20 protein-coding genes and 1 pseudogene are annotated in these 24,123 nt (G+C 51.2%); 3 read left to right on the forward strand and 18 right to left on the reverse strand.

What is annotated here, in order from left to right; translation table 11 throughout:
- Positions 1-24 precede the first annotated feature (24 nt).
- The 7 genes from RGU75_RS23395 to RGU75_RS23425 form a co-directional block, all read right to left on the reverse strand.
- Positions 25-2,037 carry a transposase gene (locus RGU75_RS23395; protein ID WP_322240830.1) on the reverse strand — a complete coding sequence of 671 codons (2,013 nt, stop codon included), beginning with the start codon at positions 2,035-2,037 and terminating at the stop codon, positions 25-27.
- A 7-nt stretch (positions 2,038-2,044) separates the two neighbouring features.
- On the reverse strand, positions 2,045-2,653 hold the full coding sequence (locus RGU75_RS23400; protein WP_322240832.1) for a hypothetical protein: 609 nt from the start codon (positions 2,651-2,653) through the stop codon (positions 2,045-2,047).
- Between the two features lie 516 nt (positions 2,654-3,169).
- Positions 3,170-3,412 (reverse strand): hypothetical protein, encoded by a 243-nt coding sequence (locus RGU75_RS23405; RefSeq protein WP_322240834.1) that lies wholly within the window; start codon positions 3,410-3,412, stop codon positions 3,170-3,172.
- A gap of 13 nt (positions 3,413-3,425) precedes the next feature.
- Entirely contained in the window at positions 3,426-3,614 is a 189-nt protein-coding gene (locus RGU75_RS23410; protein ID WP_322240836.1) for a hypothetical protein, read from the reverse strand.
- A gap of 52 nt (positions 3,615-3,666) precedes the next feature.
- On the reverse strand, positions 3,667-4,068 hold the full coding sequence (locus RGU75_RS23415; protein ID WP_322240994.1) for a type II toxin-antitoxin system VapC family toxin: 402 nt from the start codon (positions 4,066-4,068) through the stop codon (positions 3,667-3,669).
- A gap of 8 nt (positions 4,069-4,076) precedes the next feature.
- Positions 4,077-4,307, reverse strand: a complete 231-nt coding sequence (gene vapB / locus RGU75_RS23420; protein ID WP_322240838.1) for a type II toxin-antitoxin system VapB family antitoxin — start codon at positions 4,305-4,307, stop codon at positions 4,077-4,079.
- 85 nt (positions 4,308-4,392) lie between these two features.
- Positions 4,393-5,280, reverse strand: coding sequence for a DNA-binding protein (locus tag RGU75_RS23425; protein WP_322240840.1), 888 nt, complete (start codon positions 5,278-5,280; stop codon positions 4,393-4,395).
- Positions 5,281-5,712: 432 nt separating this feature from the next.
- Here RGU75_RS23425 and RGU75_RS23430 point away from each other — a divergent pair, with 432 nt between their 5' ends.
- The gene (locus RGU75_RS23430; RefSeq protein ID WP_322240842.1) at positions 5,713-6,894 is read left to right on the forward strand and encodes a tyrosine-type recombinase/integrase; all 1,182 of its coding nucleotides are present in this window, start codon (positions 5,713-5,715) and stop codon (positions 6,892-6,894) included.
- Positions 6,895-6,949: 55 nt separating this feature from the next.
- On the opposite strand, the gene RGU75_RS23435 is transcribed toward RGU75_RS23430, so the two are convergent.
- The 8 genes from RGU75_RS23435 to RGU75_RS23470 form a co-directional block, all read right to left on the reverse strand.
- A complete protein-coding gene (locus RGU75_RS23435; protein WP_322240845.1) occupies positions 6,950-7,420 on the reverse strand; it encodes an RES family NAD+ phosphorylase in 471 nt (156 codons plus the stop codon).
- The gene (locus RGU75_RS23440) at positions 7,417-7,908 is read right to left on the reverse strand and encodes an antitoxin Xre/MbcA/ParS toxin-binding domain-containing protein (protein WP_322240847.1); all 492 of its coding nucleotides are present in this window, start codon (positions 7,906-7,908) and stop codon (positions 7,417-7,419) included. Before RGU75_RS23440 ends, RGU75_RS23435 begins: the two co-directional genes overlap by 4 nt.
- Positions 7,909-8,092: 184 nt before the next feature.
- Positions 8,093-8,278 (reverse strand): hypothetical protein, encoded by a 186-nt coding sequence (locus RGU75_RS23445; RefSeq protein WP_322240849.1) that lies wholly within the window; start codon positions 8,276-8,278, stop codon positions 8,093-8,095.
- A gap of 506 nt (positions 8,279-8,784) precedes the next feature.
- On the reverse strand, positions 8,785-9,813 hold the full coding sequence (locus RGU75_RS23450) for a tyrosine-type recombinase/integrase (protein WP_322240851.1): 1,029 nt from the start codon (positions 9,811-9,813) through the stop codon (positions 8,785-8,787).
- 329 nt (positions 9,814-10,142) lie between these two features.
- A complete protein-coding gene (locus tag RGU75_RS23455) occupies positions 10,143-11,507 on the reverse strand; it encodes a replication initiation protein (RefSeq protein ID WP_322240853.1) in 1,365 nt (454 codons plus the stop codon).
- Between the two features lie 1,032 nt (positions 11,508-12,539).
- A complete protein-coding gene (locus tag RGU75_RS23460; protein ID WP_322240855.1) occupies positions 12,540-13,568 on the reverse strand; it encodes a ParB/RepB/Spo0J family partition protein in 1,029 nt (342 codons plus the stop codon).
- Entirely contained in the window at positions 13,565-14,248 is a 684-nt protein-coding gene (locus RGU75_RS23465; RefSeq protein ID WP_322240857.1) for a ParA family protein, read from the reverse strand. Before RGU75_RS23465 ends, RGU75_RS23460 begins: the two co-directional genes overlap by 4 nt.
- A 1,404-nt stretch (positions 14,249-15,652) precedes the next feature.
- Positions 15,653-15,937: a hypothetical protein gene (locus tag RGU75_RS23470; RefSeq protein WP_322240859.1), complete on the reverse strand. Its 285-nt coding sequence runs from the start codon at positions 15,935-15,937 to the stop codon at positions 15,653-15,655.
- A 33-nt stretch (positions 15,938-15,970) separates the two neighbouring features.
- Between RGU75_RS23470 and tnpB the strand changes: the two genes are divergently transcribed.
- Both tnpB and tnpC read left to right on the forward strand, forming a co-directional pair.
- A complete protein-coding gene (gene tnpB, locus RGU75_RS23475; RefSeq protein ID WP_322240861.1) occupies positions 15,971-16,321 on the forward strand; it encodes an IS66 family insertion sequence element accessory protein TnpB in 351 nt (116 codons plus the stop codon).
- Positions 16,322-16,504: 183 nt separating this feature from the next.
- A pseudogene (gene tnpC, locus RGU75_RS23480) lies at positions 16,505-18,025 on the forward strand (IS66 family transposase).
- 245 nt (positions 18,026-18,270) lie between these two features.
- Here the strand turns inward: tnpC and RGU75_RS23485 are convergent.
- The 3 genes from RGU75_RS23485 to RGU75_RS23495 all read right to left on the reverse strand — a co-directional run bounded on the left by RGU75_RS23485 (position 18,271) and on the right by RGU75_RS23495 (position 23,647).
- Positions 18,271-20,739 (reverse strand): DUF4238 domain-containing protein, encoded by a 2,469-nt coding sequence (locus RGU75_RS23485; RefSeq protein ID WP_322240863.1) that lies wholly within the window; start codon positions 20,737-20,739, stop codon positions 18,271-18,273.
- A gap of 415 nt (positions 20,740-21,154) precedes the next feature.
- The gene (locus RGU75_RS23490; protein WP_322240865.1) at positions 21,155-21,913 is read right to left on the reverse strand and encodes a hypothetical protein; all 759 of its coding nucleotides are present in this window, start codon (positions 21,911-21,913) and stop codon (positions 21,155-21,157) included.
- Between the two features lie 12 nt (positions 21,914-21,925).
- Positions 21,926-23,647, reverse strand: a complete 1,722-nt coding sequence (locus tag RGU75_RS23495; protein ID WP_322240867.1) for a P-loop NTPase fold protein — start codon at positions 23,645-23,647, stop codon at positions 21,926-21,928.
- Positions 23,648-24,123: the final 476 nt, after the last annotated feature.

The raw sequence follows: 24,123 nt of genomic DNA on the forward strand, positions 1-24,123 counted from the left end.
TGCAAAAAATCAGCATTCGACTTGCTAAATACTGGGTCCATATCCACTGCCGATGGTGAGTGGTATCGGGACGATTTTTTTGTTGATGTCGGTCGGTATCGTCGGTGTTGTGGTTGTTGCTTCACCTAAATTGCATAGAGCCTCAGTTTTGATTGGGGCGCTACCATGCTCGCACGGTGGTCCAGGCGGCGTCGCGGAAGTCGGGGCTTTCGCCAGTATGCGCATGGTTCTTTCCAGATCACTGGCCGCACGCCGACTGCGCTTGGCTTTGATTTTTTTATCCGCAATAAAATCATCAATAAACACATGATCGATTGTGACCTTGAGGCGCTTGTTACCGCGCTTCTTCATGATCTCGCGCCGCAGAGTGATATCGTGGCTGACCTCGCCCCATGCTCCCTGGGCTTTGAGTATGCCGAGCTCAGACCCATCGGCCAGAAATGCACGCACGGTGCGTAAATCATCGCTGTTGTAATACACGCGTAAATGACTTCCCAACAAAGAGCCGCTGCTGGCCAGCACCGCGCTGGTATAGCGCACCTGAAACAAATTGATATGCGGACGTGTGCCTTGTTGCAGATAACCGCGCACTGGGCAGCGACGCGCCTGTTGCATCAGGCACAGCGTGCGCCGTTTCGCTTCCGGTAACCAGGAGATCATGGCGGCTTTGCCGCGCACGTGATAGGTCATCGCTTCCAGTGGCGTGCGGCCATTTAAGCCGGAATGCGGCGTGGCATTGTAGGTCGCCAGCGACGCCTCCATCAATTCTTCCAACTCAGCAAGCGACAGGAATAACCGCAGGTCGCCTTTCGCAGAACTTAATGCACGTCGCACATCGTCCGGCCCGGACCCGGTGTAATAACCGGGCAAGCGTGACGATACCGTGTTGGCGATCGTGCCAAAGAAGCGCTCGATATACGGTCGGTCATCGGGATGGTACGGTGGTCCGGCATCCACGGCACAACCAATAAATTCACAGAGCGCAGCGATGGTTTCATTGGCGAGATTGGCTTTGGCGTTATCGAGTTTGATCCGTTGCCAGATGGCATAGCCAAGTTCTGGCAACTTCCCCGACGGAAATCCGCCAGCGCCGCCATAGCCCACACCCTGCAAGGTAAAACTGCGTGGCTGGTGCGGTGTCAATGCTTGCTCGATGGTTTTGATCACATCGTAGCGACTATATTCTCGCGCAATCACCAGGTGATAACCGAGTACGGCGCGGGTACACACGTCCAGAATCACCAGCAACCATATGCGTTCGATCTCCAGTTCTTGTTCATAGCCGAGCGGATCGCGAATCACAATTTTTAAGCGCAGGTCCAGTCGATGCCCATCAAATTCAACTGCCTGGAATGGACGCACAATCGCCGTAGCTGATGCGAGTGAAGTTGGTAAGCCTTTGAGGTGATGCGCACCGGCAGCACGCGCAGCAGCACCGAAATTCTTGAGTATTTCTGACTTGACATAGGCAGAGAGGGAGCGAATGCCCATGCGATCAGTATTTAAAGGATATTCCATTGCGGTGATGCCGGCTCTGCGACATTGCCGTAGGAATGATTCCTGTAATGCGACGATCCCGCTCAAGCGCGTTTTTAAACCCTCATCAGTGCTGATCTGGTTCAGAACAACAGCATGCTCATCAATCTGTTTGTGTAACCATTGCATGAGTGCCGGATAGCGTTCTAGCAGGGCACTGAACGCGCCCACAAAACCCTGGCCTGTTACGCTACAACCCGGTGCCAATGCGGCGGTTCGCATATACGATCCGATGCGTTGGTGCTTGAGCAGCCCACGCAAACCAAAGATTCTGCCATCGTCATCCACGCTCAAACAACGCTGAATCAGATGATAGAGTTGGCGACCACTAATGCCTGTTTGGGCATGGATTTTATGCAGCAATTCCCCACCTGCATACAACACGATCGCTTGATGGCGCGCTTGAAATACCTTGCGCTTGTCTTCTGAAAGAGCATTCACATCAATGCTCGACCACGTATCGATATCCATCCCCTGCAGAGTGTATCGACGAGGAATCATAGGAAACTCACACAGGTTCGAAGGGCGTCAAAAATGATAACGGTTCCAGCATTAACTGCGGTGCTGTTAATCGCCCTTGATGCAATAAGTGATACACGGTTGCACGCACCAAGGTCGGGTCACCCACCACTAATTCACGTTCTATGCGGGACAACTGCATCGGTTCCGTTACACACCGCAGTACCGAACGGATGAGCGGTTCTGTAATCAATCGCTGACACGAAACGATGCTCACTATCATCAACTCCCAGTTGCTAACCCACATCCGTGCTGCAGCGAGTTCCGCCAACGGAATTGCACGCACTACTACGCTGGTATCACCGACCATCACCGATGAAGATGCATGCTCTTCGCCAACGATCAGAAACATTTCAGCATCGGCTTGACGCACCCAATAATCAGCGACGCGATACTTGCCAGCAAAATCGATCATCGCAGGTCGCTCGCAAAACGTCTGCACGACAGGATCGGATTCCAGACGCAACCATTGTTTAAAGGCATGCTCGCCAAAACACTGTAAGCGGCGACCCAGTTTCGGGCTGCACGCTTCGATCAAACGTTCGTCACGCGACCTTTTTGATAACATCGCAGAGCGATATCGCGAAAAATTGTCCATGAATTCAACAGCATAGAATACTTTTTAGGCTTTTCAAGCTGCGTAAGGACAGATTTACTTTCTCATGCTGCCAAAGGACAAATTTGCCCACACAATTTAAAAAGTAAATTTGTCCAAATGTGTGAGTACTCTCCTATGAAAGCAGGGTGAAAAATTTGGACGAATTTACTGTTGTCTACGCAGGAGGACTGGTAAAAAGGCTGGGGTTTTAGGGAGCCGCTCGGCGTAAGCCCGTCCAAAAATTACGTTATTTGTGTTGAATACTGCAGCCCTTTTAACAGCCCCCTTTCTGATGCTTAAAAAACCATGATTTGGATGAATTTACCGTCACAATTTGGACAAATTTGCTTTCGTCTACGAGAGTCCAGTTAAAACCGGAGGCAGTCGCCATGACCATCGTCAATTCATGCCTCGATGATCGCCCGCATGACAATCTCCACAGTGGATCGTGAGGCAACAAATATATCGCTAAAGCTTTTTTATCGGCTGCCTCCGGTTTTAACTGCACTCTATAAATCAGTTTTTTGGTTGTGAATCTGAGCGCCAAACGAGAAGCATATGGTTCATCCATTCGGTGCCGACACGGTCAACCGCATAGGCGATGGAGTCGCTGGGAGCGAGTTCCCGCATACGACCGGAAGCGAGAGCTACGTACAGCACTTCACCCGTTGAAAGGACACCCACGCGGTCATATTTTCCCAACCAGGCTTCGCGCGCGATTTCGTCCAGGTATTCTAGTGATGATATTTGCGAACTCATTTATTTTCCTCGGTTAGCGATGTGAGAGTTGTTTCGGCCAATCGCGGACGTTAGCGAGCGAATTATCCCCGTCCGACGAGTGCGCGCCGAGCGACTTCAACTCATCTATGATCGATTCCAATTTCGGCCAGTGCTTGCCCGCTTGTTCGTGTAGCACACGAATCCGGTTGTCACGATCATCTTGAGTCTTGATATTTGCCATGATTTTATTTTCCTTTGCTGTATGTCGACGAGTTGTGAAGACAGAGTTTTCCTTAGTGAACCCAATCTTCATAAGACAGACCAGGAACGCGACTAAATTCACGCACATTGTTTGTGACCAGCACACAATCCGCAGCAATCGCGTGACCGGCTATAGCGGTATCATTTTCGCCGATTACGGATCCTGCCTTGGTGAGTTGAATCTTCACCTCTACCGTCGTGTCAACAGCGGCCTGGTCCCACGGCAAGATCTCATCGAGACGCTTCACGAATTCGTCAACCAGCGTTTTATGCTTGGGCGATGCCTTCTTGCCGATTTGCCCGTAACGCATTTCGGCGTAGGTAATGGCAGAAATGACGATCCGATTATTTTGCGCAACCTCTTCGGCTAATCGCTGCAAAACAGACACTGGGTGCTCGCGCATGATAAAAGAGCAAATGCAGGTATCCAGCATGAACGTGGTCACAGATTAAACCTACCTTCATCGCTAATAATGCTCTGACGTTCTTGCAGAAAGTCCACATCTGCCTTGGGCAATTCAACCAGCGATAGCCAACTCGGGCGCACAGGGCGAAGAGTGATGGTGTCACCGCTGCGCGTAATTTCCAGCTCCCCTACATTCTCGTAAGACATGTCCGTGGGGAGGCGAATTGCTTGATTCTTACCGTTTTTGAAAATGGAGACAGTACGCATAATCTCACTCCTACTATGGTTAACATCTTCAATGTAGCAGTCCCTACAGGCATATGCAAGACATATGTTTTTATGGTCATCGCGACTAACGTCGTTTAATTAATCCCCCAGCGCGCACTTTGCGCGATACCGAGGAGGCAGCATCATTGGCCGGACGCACGGTCATAGCCGCGGCTTCCAGTTGCAAGCAGCGCTGGCGTGATGCTGCCAGCGACTCTTCCACAGCACCCAGGCGCCCACGCACACCCGCGAGCTCGGCATCGAGCGCAGAAGCGCGCTGGCGATACGTCACGACGCTCGATTTGTTTTCAGCGTCGACCCGATCAAATTCCGCTTTCCAGTGGCGCGACTCAATGCGTGCTTCATCAATCTGCAGTAAAGCATGCTTGCGAACACCATCAAGCTCGGTGATCCGTGCAGCATATTCCGTTTCTTTCCGTGCGAAATCGGTACTCAGTGCGCTGATGCGCTCATCGCGCGCGAGTAGCTGGCCAGCGTGACGTTCCTCGATCGCGGCCGCGGTGGTGCGCATTTCAGTCAGTGACTCTTCCAGGCGCCGGATTGCTTCGCGGGCGACGTCGCATTCATGCTCCACCTGTTCAGTGCGCTGATTGGCTTTTGTGATCTGCGCGGCGGCCATCGCCACTTTTTGTTCTGCGGCGGTGACCAGGCCTTGATTTTCTGCGCGTTCGGTGTTTAAGTTCTCTGCCGCTGATTCACAGGCTTTGATCCACATCGCGCGGGCCAGGGCAGCGACTTCGTCTGGAAGGCCGGATACCACCAGTTTTTCCTGCTTTAACGCGAGGAGCTCCTGGAACCAGGCGTTGATGTCGCCCTGGACATCCGTATCAGAACCCTGTTTTTTGCCCTGGTTCGCCAGGGTCCATTCCCGTACGCTGGCGATCGAGGGCTTCTTGCCTGCGATCGCGATCGCGTCGCAGGCGGCATAGGTGAGGGTGCGACGGTCGCTCATGGCAACTCCTTATTCTGAAGCAGGTAGCAGCGTGCTGACACGCTATCCCTAAAGTGCGACTGGCCACCGACCAAATTGGTTTTATTCAGATCCTCGACCATGGCCATAACGTTTGTCTTGCCATTTTCGCAAGAAGCCTGGTTGGCGAACTGCTGCATAGAAATTTGTGGATCTCACGAATTTCCGCCCAAGTACGTTGCAACGATCAGAACCAGGCATTTTGGCTTCTCCAGAGGAGGGAAAACGCAGTTTAAGGGCGCCAGCGGCTACATTATGGCATTAATCGCGCCATTAGTAAAAATAATGACGTCATAATAAAATCATAATTATGACGTTAATAGTCTCTCATTCGACATTATGTTATATATTGTCGAATTAGGTGGCGGAGTGATAAAATGCCTGTATGGAGACTTTATATAGTGTGGAACATTGATGATTACCTTTGACCTGATCGATCTGACACCCGCGCCAGGACTGGCGCCGCCGGTGTTGGACGACACCTCAGAAAAAAATGAAATGTTCCACGGGCCGGCGCCGGACGCGATTACCGCGGCCCGTACCGATGCCGAAATCGCCAAAGAATTCCTGGGGCGTGGCGAGTTGTCGGCCGCCAGTCTGGCCAATACTCAGAAAGAACTGTTCCGCTTTCTGACCTGGTGTCGGGAAGAGGTCAATAAGCCGCTGCGGGCGTTGCGTGTGGCCGATCTGAACGCTTATAAAGCATTTTTGAAACACCCTCCTCCCGACTGGGTGTCGACGACCCGCTGGCCGCGCAGCGACGCGCGCTACCGGCCGTTTAGCGGGCAGCTGGCGGACGGCTCACGGCGCCAGGCGTTAGTCGCCGTCAAGGGCTTGCTGGCCTACGCCGAGAAAAGCGGCTACCTGCGGCGTGACCCCGGAGCGCTGGTCAAAAACATCAAGGCGCAGTCTGGCGCAAGGATTACCCGGTATTTGCACCAGGAGGCCATTGCGCTCGCACTGGCGACGATTGCGGCCCGGGTGCCTGGCTGTGAGTCGGAAATCAAACGGCAAGCGCTGGATCGCTTCCTGCTGACCGCTTACGCCTCAACTGGTGCACGGCTCTCGGAAATCGTTGGAGCGACGATGGGGGCGATCTATAACGAAGGGGATGGACGCTGGTGGCTGGATGTCGTTGGAAAAGGTAACAAATTGCGCCGGCTGCCGGTGTCAATCGGATTGCTGGAGGTGTTCAGGGCGTATCGAGTGGCATTTGGGCTGACGCCGCAGACTAACCGGACCGATGCGACGCCGCTGGTGTTATCGATCAGGCGCAAAGATTTGTCTGGTGTGACGAACGAGACTGCCGGTAATGCATTGAAGGGGATTTTTGCTGAGGCGGCAAACGCCGCTGAAGAGGATGGGGATCTTGATACCGCTGCAACGCTGAGAAACGCGTCGGCGCACTGGTTGCGGCACAGCATGTTGACTAATCACGCGAATAACGGGGTGCAGTTAAAGACCCTGCAGGACACCGCAGGGCATGCGAATATTGCGACCACGGCGCGCTATCTGCACAAAAGTGATCACGAGCGGCATGATGAGATCATGATCTCAACGAACAATCAGACTGCGATCCCAGAGGTTAAAAAATAATAGCCACTTTTTATCGATTACTTACGATGCCACCCACGCGTTCGAAGTTTGCCTGTCAGACAAAAAGCCGCCGGTCCAGAAGAAATGGTTGCTTATCAAAGACACCGACAAGCCGCATATCGGGATGTGAGGGATTCAGTATCAGATTGTTGTCGCTTGGGCAGACTACCGATGGCACGCACATCGCGAGCTGCTTTCCTGCATTGAGCCAGCTTCTTGCAATGTCGACGGTAGAAACAGGATCGCGGTCCAGCGCATCCCAGTCGGTGGGCAGTTCGGGAACGTAAGCAGTGGAAAAAATATCCTCTGGCACTTGTAATGTCACTAAAAAGAAGTTCGCAACGGGTAACAAACCGGATGCATGGACGCGTGCTTCAAGTACGGCTGTGGAGGCATGGCAGCACGTGTAGAGAGCCGCCATACCCCGCGGATTCCAGCGGCCACCGGCCAATGCTGCACCATTTCCGCTCAGATCATCTGCACGATATTTGCCTGGTTTTTCTTTTGCAAGACGAAACAACTTCATACACCGACGCCATGTTCGAGGCGGACCAGAACATCTCGCACGCGGTCAAAACCAGTCTGGGTGTCGAGCATGTCCAGCGGGCGTTCGCCGCGTAACTCAACGCTTGCGAGCTGGAGCCATTTGGCGGCAAGCTTGCCATCTTCCAGGACATCCCTAGCCTGTTCGTAGATGAGAATGGTGCGCGCAGCACGATCTGATTCGCTCGCACTCAGCCGCTCGCCAGAGGAAATTTTGCGGTTGATGGTACTGCTTGGAAGTCGTAAACTGGCGAGCAACGATTGCAATGGAATATTGAGCAGCTCGCTTGCGATACGACTGATAATAATGGCTTCCATGCCATCACGAATCTGGTGCGCCTGCCCGATTTGGTCCATGCCCATGAAAATTTCAAAATCATTCTTTGCCGCGCCTGATCCATTCGTTCCAACGGGCGTTGCCTGGATGGATTTAGCTTTTCGCTGAGATTGCCGCGTTTCAGTAATGCTCATGGCCTTATCCCGAATGAGAGTTTGTATTGGCCCATTATAGCAAAAAACCAAATGGGTATCAAACTCATCCCATTTGACTGACGTGTTGGCGCTTAATAGCTGTCAATATTATCGATGCTGTTTGCGCGCTGGGAATCGGAATGCTGTTTAATGTTCTGAAAAATGCCTGCCGGGTCCATGCACTTTAGCTTGGATCTATCATCTTTCTGTTTCGCGTGCCGTGTCTGCCGCCATCGCCTGATAGCCAGCGTCCAGCGAGTCTTCTTTCAAGACATAGGGAGGTGCCAGCTTTCAGAAACTGACTGATATTGCCGCGTCCAATGACTTTATGCAGACCGGCATAGACGGCCTCATCAATAGTAATTGTCATTTTGCGATGCATAGTTTCCCCTATTCTGATATGAGTACGTGTACATATTGCCCCTTTGCACACTCCGATACCTCCAGGATTGCACTTGATATTTTTCAACACAGTTTCCCTCCCGCACATAATCGTTTGGAAGGCTTGAATTCGCGGACGATTACAGCGACGATGACATCGGCAGCGATTCGTTCTATCAAGGAAGGAGTCACGTCCTCCAGTAATAAAAACAGGTGGTCTGCCAGCCACGTTTTTTTCCTGGCTGAACTTGATGTCATAAATTGTCTACGCGATGAGTAGACAATTGAGCTGGAGCCATTTCCGCAGCTTGATTTACATTGAGGACCCCTTAAACGCACGCTCTATCTGGAAATGTGTCGTAGAGAAGGCTGCGGGTGGTTAAAGAGTTGTTTGTGATTTGCAGGACAATGCTATACGTGTTTTAGTGATCCTAATCAGCAACCGGCGCGAGGTTTATTGTTATCACGAGCTTTTTCCGCGCTGCAATGAGAAACTCAGGGCTCGATCATGCCCTTATCAGGGCGATGATTCTTTGGAACTTCCAGAACATAATATTCTGTCGAACGCCGCTGTCGATGGCCCAGCAACTCTCCTACCTGTTCGATCGTTTCGGTTTTCAGTTCCCGGATGGCATAGGTATTCCTGAGGGTGCGCCCTCCTTTGCGCGGGATTGTAATATTTGCAAGCGCAAAAGTTTTTTTGACATTGCGGTACACAGTGGCTGGATTTAACGTGTCGCCTTGCCGGTTGGCAGGAAACAGTAAGGTCCCTGTTATTCCGAGCGCGTGGCGTTCGTCCAGCCAGTCCTGCACTTCGGTCACCGCGAACGCGCGTAGCATAGCGCAATGGGTCCGGGTGGTGCCACCCGTTATGGCGGTAATGGTAATCGGAATTTCGCCCGCTTCCGGCTGGCCGATCTGATGCACACGCAAATGGATGGTTTCAGACACCTTTAATCCGGCCCCGAGCATGATTGCCTGCATGGCACGGTCACGCCGGCGCTTCCAGTTCTCTGGTGCCGGCAACGCCTGCATGAACGCGTCTTGCTGCGAGTCGTTTAGGATCACTTTATCACCATCTTTTCCCAGAGGGGAGGAAATGCCTTCTTTCCATACATCAAACATGGCATTGCGTGCCGGATTGACCGGAACCTGCATGTATTCGTAGACTCTTTCGAATATTCTCAGGTATCTGAGCTTGATCAGACTTGCGCGCTCTGCCCTCCCCTGGTCGTCGCGGTCGTTAAGAAACTCGCGTAGCTGGGTACTACTTACCTCGAGCAGGCCCAGCTGCCGGGCAGCCAGCCATCGCAGGTATTTGGCCCACATGGCACGATAGACTTTGACCGAGCTGTTCCGAATCGGTGGCGGCACTGGCCTCTCCTGACCGGCCGGGGTCTGGTGTGTCCGGCGGCTGAGAAGCTGAAATTCTGGCAATGTCAAAAATGTTGCGAATGCCTTGTCAGGATCATTCTGCCAGTCATGTTGCGGATTGACGGGAACTGTCATTGGGTAAGTTTTCATTATGTCATCGTTATTGGTTACATTTTCAAAGCGTTCAAACTCGTTAGAGCTGCGCAACCGGTGCCGTTAACCGCTCCATGGAAACGAAGAGATTTTTAAAATGCAATTAACCATCGGTTAATAACAACCTACATGAACAGGTACTTGAAAAGTAGTTTGGCTTGAACTACCAGCTATATTAACAAAACCTGCTCCCAACACAGGCTTTGCCCTGTCAGGTACATCGTAAAGCTAATAATTTTAAATAGATGGTTAATTGCATTACTAAGGCTTTCATTTCCACTTTTCAACGCATGCATTTCAGATAGCGATTTTTGTGCTACCAATGATTATTCTTTGGAAAATGATTTGGGATTGGCAATCGCAAATTTGATCAGTTCGTTGGAAGCCGGTTCTTGCCATTGCTGCTGGGCAAACCAGTGATTGAACTCATTTCTGAAAATCGCTGAGCTCAGATTGTCGGTCTTTTCCACACGCGGTTTTTTTCTGCCGCTCTTGAACAACGTCAGCCAATGTACCTGCTCTGCATCTGTCATCTCCAAATAGAGCGAATAGGCTTCCTTCGCTCTTGATGCCAGATATCTGGCCGCCAGTTCTTCCGGCGTTTCCAGATTGTCTTGCTCTTTTTCCCGCTTTTCTATCGATTTCTTGATGATGGTTTCTGGAGCTGCATAGCCATTTTGCAGCGCTTTCTTGAAATAGGCTGCGGGCGACTCAATTTTTGATTTGCTAATACTGCTGACACGTTCTTCTACCAGGGCCAGATTGGCATCCAGTTTCGCTTCATCAGTCGTTGCCAGAATATTGGATGCTTCTTCCTGTGCAATGCCCAATCCCATCACACGTGCTAGCAAGGCACTGTCGATTACCGGCGGTGTCGGAAAATTCATGGTGGTCTGCTTGGCCTGAAACACTTTGAACTGAATTCCGACCACTTTGCGTCCCTGGGTATGTTCGATCATTTCGACATTGATGTCGGTAACCAGGTTGATTTCGGCAATGGAGGTTTTCAGCACGTCGCGCTTGAAATACTTGTACTGAGGAATGGCCTCGGTAATGGGATTACCGGTCAAGGCACCATACCACCACTGCCACTCCTGCCGGTTGGTCAGTTTTGATGGATTGGTCAGATATCGCCGGCAGATCTCATAGAGTGCCAGGCTGGCACCACTTCTGAGTAAAGTTTGATAATAGATTGCTAATTTTGTATATGAGCCCGGACTCATGACCAGGGTCTCTACTTCAGGAGGAAATGCAAAACCGAACCACAACTGCCCGCCTTTTTTCTTCAGGCCAAGCGGATTGACCAGCGTGACGGCTGAGACCAGACGCTGGGAGGTCCACTGGATGCCATCCTCCATGTGCACTCTAATGTTCTGTAATTCTTCGAGATGTATTTTCAGCTTTTCGGTATCGTTGCTGTCGTAGGCGGCATCGCGCGCTACTTCGGCAAGGGGCACCCAAAAATATTTTTTTCCGGCTTCAGTTGCTATCGGGGCGTTTTCGCCAGGCACTTTCATCTGCTGTGCATGGTAGACCATCACGTTAAAGAGCTTCCGGGACAGGAGTGACAGCCGCCCTTCCGATACACGTAGACCGATCGCCTCGTTGGTTTTCCGAAACTCTTTGAGCTCTCCGCCTTTCGATGACCCGGAGCGCGATTTTGCAGTAATTAATGTCTTTTTATCTACCATTTTGCAAGCATCAATAAATGTCTGATGCCATCATGCTCTAAAGGTGAATACTTTGCAATCACCATAGCATTAGCGATTGCTTAAGTTTTTTGTTCACCACCATCATCCGGTTCCCGCTAAAGCTCACCTTTGTGTCAGGAGCGACTATTAGGTTCCTGCTAAAGCTCACCTTACGCGCCAGTGACTTAAATGCAGACATTTGACTGTTCAAAGACCTTCCCGCGGAAGCTCACCATAGCAAATAAAGTGGTTCCTGCAAGTACTCACTTTGGTTCCTGAATCCACTCACTTCAGTTCCTGTAGAATCTCACCGAAATCTGCTTTGGTTCCCGTAGTAGCTCACCTTCCTTCCTGCAACAGCTCACCTTTCTTCCTGCAATAGCTCACCTCACCCTTCGGAGAGCAGCGCCAGCCGGGCTTCTGCAGTACCGTTAACTGTTTTAAGGGTTTTAAGGTGTTAACTTTAATTCTCTCAAGACGAAATGAGAGATGACAAAGATAAATTCCGACACCAAGTTCTATACCCCGAGCTGCCAACATGCATATTGACCCTGGTTCCTGTTTAAGCTCACCATGTAGTACATAGATTGATAAGAACAAGGCTATAAAAACAAAAATGCCCCTATTTTGTCAGCTCTGCTCTGAAAAGACCCTTACCCTGCTATGCGGATCATACCAGCGACATGTTTTACCCCCCGGTGCTGACCAGTTCCCGTAAAGGTTCACCTTATTTTTTGTTGAGTTCCTGCATTGTCTCACCATAGCCTGGGAAAGTTTTTCTGAATTATTCAGATGTCACTACTTATATGCCTAAAACAGTGAGCGAGTACTTACATTCGATGAAGTTCGCTTCCCGTAAAAGCTCACCTTAAGAATAAGCTGGTGATGTGCTTAGCTATTGACGTTCACGTAATACATGAACTTTTCTGACGTAGCCTGATAAGACAATCACTCATGTTTTCTGCGAGTTGCAAGGTTCCTGCTAATGCTCACCTTACATGTATATTTCTTCAACGGGATGGCTCAGCCATTTTAATTGGCTGGCGTATCGATCAAATTGAACCGCCGCTTGAGTTCTTCGACAAGTACTTCCCGCTCCTGGTGATTGACCATGTTGACCTCAAACACGACTTTACCGCTGTCCCATTCCTTGATAAAACCAATCTGTGTGATTCCGGAAGTGATTTTGTATTGGCGGCTGACTTCCTTTTTCTTGCGCGGTTTTGACTCTTCCAGTTTGGCCCGCATCTGTTCCAATGCCCTGGAACTCAGATCTTCGTTGACGATGCGTTCCATGAGACTGAGCAAAGGCCGCTCTTCCATGAACTTCGAAAATCGATATACTTCGTAACCAATGGCAACGCCGAACTTTGCGGGATTTTCGCGTATCCTGGCGATGGCGGCTTCCGGCAATTTAATGAAACTCAAGGTCTTCGCAATAGCGCTGGGTGATAGTCCGGTCAATTCTGCCACGCCCTCCCCGTCCAGTACCTTGCCGTCTTCCAGCATTTTTCCCCAGGCCAATGCGTTATCCAGTGGTGACTGACTATTACGTTCTTCATTGATGAGGTATGACATGCGATACATGTCCAATTCACTGCTTACCTCATGAATGATGACCTCTATCTCAGTTTTCCCTGCTGCAAGTAATGCCCGTTTCCTGTAATGGCCATCGATCAGTATGACTTGGCCGGGAAGCGTGGGGTGACTGACCGCAGGTGCCGGTACAAGCTGTCCGCGCGTTGCAATGGAGGCAGCCATCGACTTGATGACTTCGCCATCGTAAATCTGCCTGGCATTCATCGGATTGTCATGGGCGTGATCTATCGCTACCCTCAAAACCGTTCTCTGTTTATTGGAAAGTTTGATTTCCGCGCGGAAATCGGGAGCGACAATGTCGTGTGCAGGTCCGACCAGGCCTTGTGGGCGCCCTTCCAGAGCGTCTTCTGCATTGGCATATCGTTTATTTACGTCAGCTGCCGGAAATCGCTTTTCCACTGATACCGCTTCACTTTTTATTGACGACCTTAAAAGTGCTTTACGATCTGTTTTTGCGTTCATTTAGTGCCCCGTGATTTTGAAGTTACGCCTAATATTGTCAGCACTTCACTCACAAGGGCATCGATCTCTTGTGCCGCGACACTGGATTTTGAAAGACTATGCACGGTTGAACCCGTCAGCTGGCATTCCCTGAATGCGGATCGGGAACCGACATGCGATTTCATCACCGGTATTTCTTCGTCTTCCGCCAGTACGTCTAATGTATCTCTGGCAAGATTTGTTGTCTTTTGCACCATATTCGGAAGGACACGAATTATCAATTCTTCATTGGTCAGTTGTGCCGTTAATGCCAGTTTTTTGGCGGCAACCGATGCCCACATATCGGCTGGTGCGGGCACAATTGGAATGATGGCCAAATCAGAAATGAGCATGGCACTGGAGGGGGCCGGTGACAGTGCTGCGGGCGGACAATCAATAAATATAAAATCGTAGTTATTAAGTTGATTTTTGATTTCTCGATGCATTTTCCCTCCCATCGCCGCGAGATTCATCAAGGCTGCAGGAAAAGGGGCTTCGTCGGATGCTTGGCTTGCCCACCGCGTAGCAGTATTTTGATCATCCATGTCCACTACTAATGTTTTGTGTCCCTGGATTGCAAGCGTGCCAGCTATTTGCATGGTCATGGTCGTCTTACCACAACCACCTTTTTGGTTAAATAAAGTCACCACTTTTGCAACCATTAGTATTCCTCCGTTGGATAAGCTGATTTCCGCGCGGAAATCGCACAGAGACACTATTGCACTTTAGTGCAACTGTTAATACTAATCAAGTTATATTTATAATTTAATAAAAATATTTTATTTATTGAACTTTTTCTTAAAGCCCATTAGAGGATTTTTGCGATTTCCGCGCGGAAATCGCAATTGATTTTTTTGGGGCCGGGTCTGATGTATTGATGCGAAAAATGCATAAGCAACTCTAATGATTTTCAAAAAGCTGTGAAGATATTTCAATTGAGCCGGTTTTTGGAATTTCTGCTTCATATTTGTTGTTAATTGAATCTGGATGATTTTTTTGAACGAATGGAATGTCTGCTAGATCGATGTCCCTTTTCGTTAATTTCGGACCGCGCATTCATTGTTGGTAGTTAAATTAATTTAGTCAAATGTGTTTTCCTGAAACGGGAAAGTTATGTCGATTTCCGCGCGGAAATCACTATGTGGTTACGCGAGTTTTTATGTCGGAAATGCCAGGATTTTTGGCGGTTGCGGGATGTATGACCAGATTGGCTTATTTCGCTGTACATCTTTCCTATTTTTTTTGGTGTGATGCTGTCAATGCACAGGAAGAATTGGACCGGATTTTAAGCCCTTAGGTGGCATTATTTTTAGCTTAACTATCCAATCAGGCAGTTGATGGGTCAGCCAGCAATGACGCCATATCTGGCTGTAGCCTTCAACCTTGATATTTGGCCGAAGAGTAGGGGAGTAAAAATGATTAGCATGCTGCATTTTCTGAATTATGTCATTGGCATGGCAGTGACATCATAACGGCTTACTAGGTAGGTGAAGTAAAAATTATTATTTATGTTTTATTTATTTATTTTAAAATTTAATAAATTTGTATTGTCGAAGCATTTCCAGTTTGCATCTCTTGAAAATCAAGGTTTCCCAATGTTCGCTGATCGATGAAAAGTGTTGAATGCCGTTTGGCATATTTTTGTCCATAAATGGAAATTTTCTGATCTGGCCACTTGCCTGGCAAAACTTATCGGACTATGGTGTTCGGTTACTGCAGCGGTATCACGATGAAAATTGGTAGATCGGCCGATTATGCGCCGGACTCCATCCTGCCGACAAAATGCCAGCGCTCGTAATGTCTGCCTTCTGCACCGTACAAGTCCACAGAATTTCAGTAAAATTAAGTTTGAATTGCTCGATTGGCATATCGTCCGGATGCGTTTGCAACTAGATTTCGCTGATGATTGCATCACGCAAGGCAATGGTGATGATATTGGTCGTCGTCAATATTGAGCATGGTCTGTTCATCTTTGGTACGCGATCATTTGAGCACGTCTGGTAAAGCCAACCCAGAATCGTGATGATGGTGTTCACCTACAATAAGGGGACACCTATGGAAGAGAATCACTCAGGATTATCGTGCGCTTTGGTAATCAAGCGCCTTCGGGATGGTCGTGTCACTATGACCGTCGCGCCAAACGCGACAAACTGGCGTACCAGCATGCCCTGAATGCCAATTTGTTGCGCAAGTAGATTGTGCAATACCACCGCCAGGGTCCAGGCACTGAGTTCTGCATTTATCCCTGTGGTGGCAGCTAAGCCAGTAACGCCCGTACGGATGCCGACGCTGCGCGCCAGATTGCCCAACGGAATTGAAATCGATGTCCCTTGCGCGACCCGCGACGACATCGTGTCACTCCTTCAAATGCTTTGCCAATTGCCATGTTCCGCCTCGACCCGGGACTGAAGGTGCATGTGCACCGGGATGCAGTCGATGGTCGCAAGAGCATTAACGGTCTTGCCGCCATCGTCGAGCAGGCGCCGGGGTTGGATCCGTTTGCCCTGGCCGTGTATGTCTTCTGTAACCGTCGGCGTGACCGCATAAAATTATTACTGTGGGATCGCAACGGCTTCTGGTTAATGTTCAAGCGGCTTGAGGCGGACCGTTTTGCCTGGCCGCGGGAAGCCGCGGTCCTGGCACTGAGCGTCGAACAATTGCACTGGCTGCTCGATGGCATTGACCTGAGCGCCATGCACAAACATCCACAGCGCAGCTATGCGCGGGCGAGCTGATATCAAACAGCGTACTTTTGTCCGGCTGTTGTCGGTAAACAACGGGTAATGCCCTTATTTTGAAATGACGTAAACCTATTCGGCGCGACATTCCGGTATGGTGTCAGTCATGGCACCTACCCAGCTCCACTCCTCCCTTACTGCTGATGCAATGCAGACGCGCATCGCGAGCGCGATGCTGCGTTGGCCGAACGCGATGCGGTACGCGGGGAACTGCGTGTCATGCAAGTCGAGCGCGATTTGCTCAAGGAGCAGCTCAAAGCCTTTCAGCGCCGATTATTCGGTGCCAAAAGCGAAGCGCGTAGCGCCGAGCAACGTGACCTGTTTCTCAATGAGGCAGAGGCGCTGGCCGCAAACACTGCCCTGCCATCGCAAGAGAGCGACGTAGAAATCACCGTTCCCGGTCATTTGCGCAAGAAACCGGGCCGCAAGCCGCTGGACCCGGCATTGCCGCGCGAAGTCATTCGCACCACGCTGCCAGAATCGGCCCGTATCTGCGCGCACGATGGCGCGGTACTGGTGGAAATCGGCGTGGAAGTCAGCGAGCCACTCGATATTATTCCGCAGCAAGTTCGCGTGATCCGGCATGAGCGGGTGAAATATGCCTGACCGTGCTGTGATCAAAGTATCAAAGTCACGCCGGCCCGCTTGCGCATTATTCCCAAGGGATCGTTCACTGAAGTCGCGCTGGCCTGGTTCATTACCGCCAGGTTCATTGACGGCTTGCCGCTGTACCGGATTGCCGCGTTAATCAAACGCTTTGGCGGTGACATCTCGCGCAATACCCTGGCTGCCAGTGTGGTGCGCATTGGGATTGCCGTCCAACCGCTGATTAATTTATTGCACGATCAGTTGCTCGACAGTGAGGTCGTGTTTGGCGATGAAACGGTGGTGCAGGTGCTCAAGGAGCCCGGGCGCGCAGCGCAAACCCAGAGTTATATGTGGATTCAGATGAACGGCGGCGTTGGCCCGCCGGTACGGTTGTTCGGCTATGCGCCGGGACGCAGTACCCAACATGGGGCCGATCTCTGGGCTGGCATACGCGCGGGCGCAGCGTTAATGACCGACGGTTATGCACCGTATAACGCGATATCGGCCGTCAATAACCTTGTCCATTTGGCTTGCTGGGCGCATGTAAGAAGGTATTTTATTGAAGCCGAAGCGGTGCTGCCCAAAGAGGCGCGCAGTGCGCAGCAGCCAGCTACCCAATTCATTACCCTGATCGGTAAACTGTACGCAGCAGAATCTCGTGCCAGCACTTCAACGCCACAGCAACGGCAACGTTTGCGCATGAAATACAGCACGGCAGTATTGACCGCGATCAAAGCTTTGCTCGACCATCATCTGGCAACGACTGCACCGAGCGGATTGCTGGGCAAGGCATTGCAGTATCTGGTAGGGCAATGGCCGAAACTCACGCGCTATGTCGAGAACGGCACCTGGCCGATCGATAATAACGTGGCAGAGAACGCGATTCGACCGTTCGTGATCGGACGCAAGAACTGGTTATTCGCCGATACTGTTGGTGGCGCAAAAGCCAGCGCCAATCTGTATTCGTTGATTGAAACCTGCAAGGCGGGAAATATTGACGCTTACCAATATCTCACCGAAATGTTCACGGCACTGCCTTATGCCAATACTGTCGATGACTACGAAGCGCTGTTGCCGTGGAATCTGCAGCCAACGAGCCAAGCGCCTGCATAAATCAAATTACGCTGCAAGGGATGTGCTTGAATGACCGCTTACGAAACTTTGTGCAATCGCCAAGCAAACAGAACGATCGACCTTAAACAGATAGCCGACCGACTCGGTGAGATCATATCAAACGCCAAACAGGACATTGAGGTTCACGAACTGCATGGACAGCACTTCTGAAAAGACCAGAAGCCGACCGTCGCCGCATCTGCAGACGCGCGCAAGCGTCGTTGTCGTTGGCCGCGGCGTAGCAGCTAGGAAGGATCTTTGGCAGTGGGACTGTCACCCGGCCACGACGCCTCCTGCATATACCCAGCCTGCAAGACCGGTTCAAGGAACAGACCCAGTTGAACCGGCACCACGTCCTCTAGGCGACCGAAGGTCAGGACCAGTCGCGATACGTCGGTGCGTTGGAAGCCGTGCAGTGGCACGGATAATCGCAGTTTGTATGTGAGCGATCCTTCCTCCTCCGGCTGACGCGCGTCCCCTGCGGTGGCCTGCGCATCGACATCAAGCGCCACACCTGCCCTCAGTGCAACCGCCACCCGTCGCAGATGCGCTCGAATTTCACTCGCGCCTGACGGCTCGACCTGGTGTTGATATGTGAATGTGGGGACCGTGATGTAGAGGTTATCCAAACAACGAACGGCTTCCTCGGCTGCTGGATCCGGATCCGGCTTATAGAGATGAACGCCGTCCGTCTCGTGGAGCCGCGCCCACTGCGTGTCTGAGTCTGTATATACGATGGATCCAGTCAACGTGGCTACGTACAGACCAGTCTCGCGGGCAAAGCCCTTTGTTACCTTATACTCACCGCCATCATCAGACGACCGAAGCGGATCCAGCACAGCCAAGGGGTCTTCTTCGACTTCCTTTTTCCATAGGCTGACGACCGAATCAATTTCGGCTTCCGTCAACTGTTCTGCGTCTCCTGGAATGCGTTGCTTTATGTATGCTTTCAACTCGGCCGAGGGGAGCCGCTTGACAGCAAGCATCCTTTCGTCACGCATAAGCGTCCGGTAAAGTGCTTCGTCGATCGGTCCGAGCTTGACCTCGTCGCCGAACCTCTCCGTGATGGCCTTGATCTCATCCCGGAAGCCGGCGTCGTAGTCCAGCGGATCCGGTACGAGGTGAATTCGACCAGCTCTTATACCGGGCTCCAGAACCATTAGCAAGAACACACTGCGCAAGGTCTGATCTCGAAACTGCTCAGGGTGATGAATCGGACTAAACTCTGGCCGTACACTGTTTGCGTTGACGAAGGGGTGGACAAGAACAAGTTCGTCCACATACGCAAGCATGCCCGTAACGTTTGTTGAGAGCGTGCGCGCATCCATCATGCCAAGATACAGCGCGCGGGATCGCTTGCTCTGTGGACTTGGCAGAAGATCGACCAACTGAGTGTCTGTTGGCCAAAGCGCCGCAAAGATTTCGTGAACTCGGCGCACTTGGTCATTAGATAGGTTCCGGCGAACATCCAGCCAAGTTGTCTTCTCCTCGTTTAGCCCGAGGATGCGGTTGACGCCACGCACGAGGGCCAGGTTGCGCTCGCGGATACCCATCGCACTCCAGGAAGGTCTCCTTTGTGGCGCTACCTCCATACAGCAGTCGCGATATGGGATGCCACCGCCACAGCCGCATAAATCGTCTGGCGTCGGTTCCTTCGCTAGTGGTGGCTTCGCTAGGTACTCGTGCGCCTTGGAGGTCCGCCCGAACTTGTCGCGGTATGCCGAAGTGCCGTCCTTATATCCAATATACGTCTCGCCACCGAATCGCCACAGATCCTTACCAGGCAAAAGAATCTTTGCTATGCCCTCCCAAGGAAGGCAGCAGTGCCGCTCTGGGTAGAGCCAAGTCGGATTGGATGACGCCACATATTTCCTCGCGCGAGTCTTGAGCACCAGGTTGATGGCATGGACTTCGGCCTCGCTCAGTTCTCGACTGCGAATCAAGGCGTCGGTACGCACCATGGAGTCGCCGCGGAACCGAGCGTTCGTACGACGTGACAGAAGGGCAGCGTTCTCCGGATCCTCAGCGTATTCGAGGTTGGTCAGGATCAAACAATGATTCGAGTCCAACGCAAAGACTGTTTGCGAACCGACGAGCTCGATGCCCGGATCGCCCGGATATTGGCATTCGGTTGCGTCGGGGGGGAGCTTCGGGTGGTAAATGGTGACCGGGTGGTCGCTCACCAGAAACTTCACCGGTGACTTCGCGGCCGATACGATCTCTCGCACGCCTTCAGACCACATGGTGCAGTGCATCTGCCGCAGCGCCTGCATCTGTTTCATCAACTCCATCTGCGGTAGGCTCTGGTAGTGCTTCAAAATCCAGTCAAGACCCTTAGGGGTGCGTAGCTTCTGGGCATCCATGTACCCGAAGAAGTCTTGAAACCCGCGATGAATCTTGATGGGGTCGCCGGCGATCCAACCGCGCACAGCATCAGCACCGCTCTTATCGATTTTCCCAAAGAGAAACGTCTCGATGTCGTCGTTCAGCGTCTCTCCAAAGCGAGTCGTGTAGAGATCGAGTTCCTTGAATGCCAGCTTCGGGCCAAGTTCCTCGACCTCAGGCTCTAACGGCATCTGTGCGTTTGGCAATGATCTAGCGGCCGGATGCAGGTTAAGGACATACAACTTGTGCCGGCCTTTGGCTAGAAATCCTCGCTGGTACCACTGCGGTACGTAGTGATTGTCGCGGGTAATTTGCTGCTGGATGGACACCGTTGCCCCTCGGATGTTAGACGTCGACCACACCGGCACGACCAGTTTTGACCACTATTGGCCGAACCCGGCCATTTGTGATTGTCGCACGAGCGCGTACAATCGCCAAAGGCCGGGTTCAGCCAATTCCTGACGGTGAGTTGGTTCCACTTCACCGGCAACTTCAGACTGGGAGCGGTCATTGGGCTTTGATGAGAGACCAACCAGTTCTATGCAAGTGTATTTTCCGTCTGCATTGGAACGAACGGCGGCTTAAGACTATTGACCGGCCGTTGACCGAAATTTTTCAGCGAAGGGCTGTTTTTGAAAAGCATGACAGGCAGGTCTCGACCCGAAGCGGCCGTTGACGGGCTAACTAGGAAGGCGACGGGCGGGTAGCTGGCTTGCCGGCAGAGTGTCCCACTTGACCGAAGGGTTAGGTGCGCGGACGTATGCAGCCAAGCAACTCGTTTGGAGAGACAACTTTAATGCCATACTTTTCGCACACGCTTTTCAGATTGGCGCCACTAAAGATAGAAGATGCCCCTGCGCCACTAGCTTTATCGTTTGTACAAAAGTAGTCGATTCCATACCCGTAATGTGCCGCAATTGCATCACCGTCAACCCATTCCGCGATATTTTTTGCAAACTGCTTATCAGTTAGGCTGGTGTCATTTGTCGTCTTTTCCACCAAACCATTTCCAAGATTTTTCGAAATATCGCTATCTAATTTTGCTTTTCCAGCGCCGAGGCTCTCAATGAACCGGCCCACCTCAATTGTTCTACCTAAGCGCTCAGAAAGTGAAAACCTTATGTCTTTAGCTGCGTACTGTGCGAAGGGATCAATTCCGTGACCGCCAATCCTCGGAGTCCTTATGAATTTGAAACCCATACCGATAGCTTTTGGAATAGTTTTTTTCAAATATTCTGACAACTCTGGAGGCGGCGTTCCTTTAGAAATCCTCGGCTCCTCATCGCCAACTTGTATCGAAATAGAAGGTTTGAATTCGGCTATATGTTTTTTTCTGTCTTGTTTTTGAATTGTTTCTAGCGTGAGAATGCCTTCAAAAAAATAAGGATCAATTGCCTTTTGTAGGATTAGATCGTGAATTTCAACGAACCACGGCGAATCAATTCTCTTTGCATCATCAACGACACTTTCCCAGACATTTGAATCGAAAGTAACAGAAACCATACTATTTCACCTTTAGGGTTGCGTCTGTATTGACGGAGTGAGCTCAGCTTGCAGGGAAGGTCCCTCGAAAAGTCGTTTAATCAAGCCGGCGAGGCGAGGCGACGAAGCGTCGTTCGCGATGGCACGGCATGCTTCCACAAAGCGGTCTGTAGCCGAGCCGAAGTGTGCATCGTATGTGGTTCGTTGAATGCGCATTTCGATCATGCGGCGCATAAAGCGGCGCAGCTCGTCAATCTCCACTCCACGAATTGCCGTTTCGAAGTCAACGGCTGTAGCCTGTCTCATGGCCACCTCCTGTAACGTGCCCCATCCGCCGTTCTCGATGATGTAGGTGCACGCATCAATTACCGTGGCATTCGCCTGAGCATGAGCTTTAATTGCAGCGAACGCCGCTTTAATCGCTGGGTGAAGCGGCTGATTAAAAGGGTTCTCGTCATTCACTTCAATTGGATTGCCCGCTTGGAATGCGGTGATCCAGCCATCTATGATGGCCTTGCCAATGGGTCCACCTCCAGGAAGCTTTGCCAATGCCGCGTCAAGCTCAGTTGCTGCGAATGGATCAAGAGAGCCAGAAATCGCGGGAAGTGCAGCAGCCTCGGTTACCAGTTGAGAGTCGTCGACGCGATGGTTCCAGAAAACTCGACCGAGAAATTCCTTTGCAGTCTTCCTGGACTCCAAGTTCTGCTTTTCGGCAATGTACCCATCGATGACCTTCTCAATCTCGCCTGCGTCAAAGAGACCGGACTCTAGGAATTCAACCAGCAGCTTTTCAAATTCATCACAGCTATTGATGCCAAGTTCATGCATTAGCAGGCGCCAACGATCTTTTCGCTTCTCCTCATCTGTGGGCTCCTTGTTTTGATCGCGCCCAAAGTCCGCCCAATCAGGATTACCAGCGCCCAGCACGAATTTGAAGTCGGGACCGTCGTTCAAGCCTCGGTAGTAGATCGCCGAAAAAATTACTATGGAAGGTACCACCCTAATTAGGATGGCCTCTTCCAGGTCTCGACCGCCCAGTATCCGATTGGCCGCCTTGATCACCTTTAATACAATGCGTATGTTGGTCAAGTCACAGATGATCGATGCTTGCTTGAGCGCCTCTGCGTAATTCGATGGCACCAATCCAATCGCTATAGAGAACGCTTCTTCGGCAGAGGTGGATAACCTGACCTCGTGGTCGATTACCTTTTCTCGGAAGATGGCCCACAACTTCTCTTCATCTCCTGTGCTGGAGAGTTGGTCATCGTTGAGAACTAACACAAACCGGGCGCTGTATTGCTTCGAATACTCGTCGATGAACCCCAGTACCTCATCAATACCTAGCCTCGCGTGCTTGCGCTCGATGTCGTCGATCACGATCACTTCGTTTCGAAGCACGACCGGCGCCATTAGCAGCAGGTTCAGATCGTTTAAGGCGGCCAAGGCTTTGTAGTGCGTCGACAAGGCCTTTACACCCGCGCCGAACAGACTCTTAATTCCATCAAAAACGCCACCATGGGAGTCAACTCCGGGAATAGCGGACTCGATAAGCTTACGCTTAACCTGATCGACGCTTGACAGTCCAAACAGCGATACATAGAGGGCATTCTTGACCTTAACATCCTCGGCCTCGCTCTTGACTTCATTCCAAAGATGAGTCTTGCCCGTCCCCCATTTACCCGACAGCGCGATGACATTGTTGTCCGCTTCGCCGAGAAGCCGAATCAGTTGATCTTTTGTTTTCTTCAGCGACATATGTATTCAATCCGATAGAGTATGGGCAATCCACTGGAGCGCCCTAAATTATTTGTCCGATCCTATCCGATGGCTGACGGTGAAGCAAATTTGCGCAGTCGTCCGCTACGGACCCAAATCAGACGAGGGTCACAATCTAACTTTCGCGCTTACCAATAAACTTCAGTACTGCACGCTGGGCAGCAACTCGGAAAGATCGTCAGGATTGCAGCGCTCGCATTGCTGACTGTTCTCGTCGGTGAAGAAAAACGACTGCTCGTTGACGCGCCACATTCCTCAGGCTCAGACCCGTCCACCAGTACGAGGGTTATGAGTTGGGTGTCTTGAAGTAAAGAGTGGGCTGTTGCCATTGACGGGTGAAGTCACCGGATAGCGGCTGTGCGCGCATGTCCAGTGGAATGATGGGTTAGGGCGCAGGTGCGCGAGCAACTACATTGATGAAGTAGTCTGAACCAGCTTTACCATCGATAACCGAT

The organism is Glaciimonas sp. CA11.2 (genome assembly GCF_034314045.1).
Lineage (GTDB): Bacteria > Pseudomonadota > Gammaproteobacteria > Burkholderiales > Burkholderiaceae_D > Glaciimonas.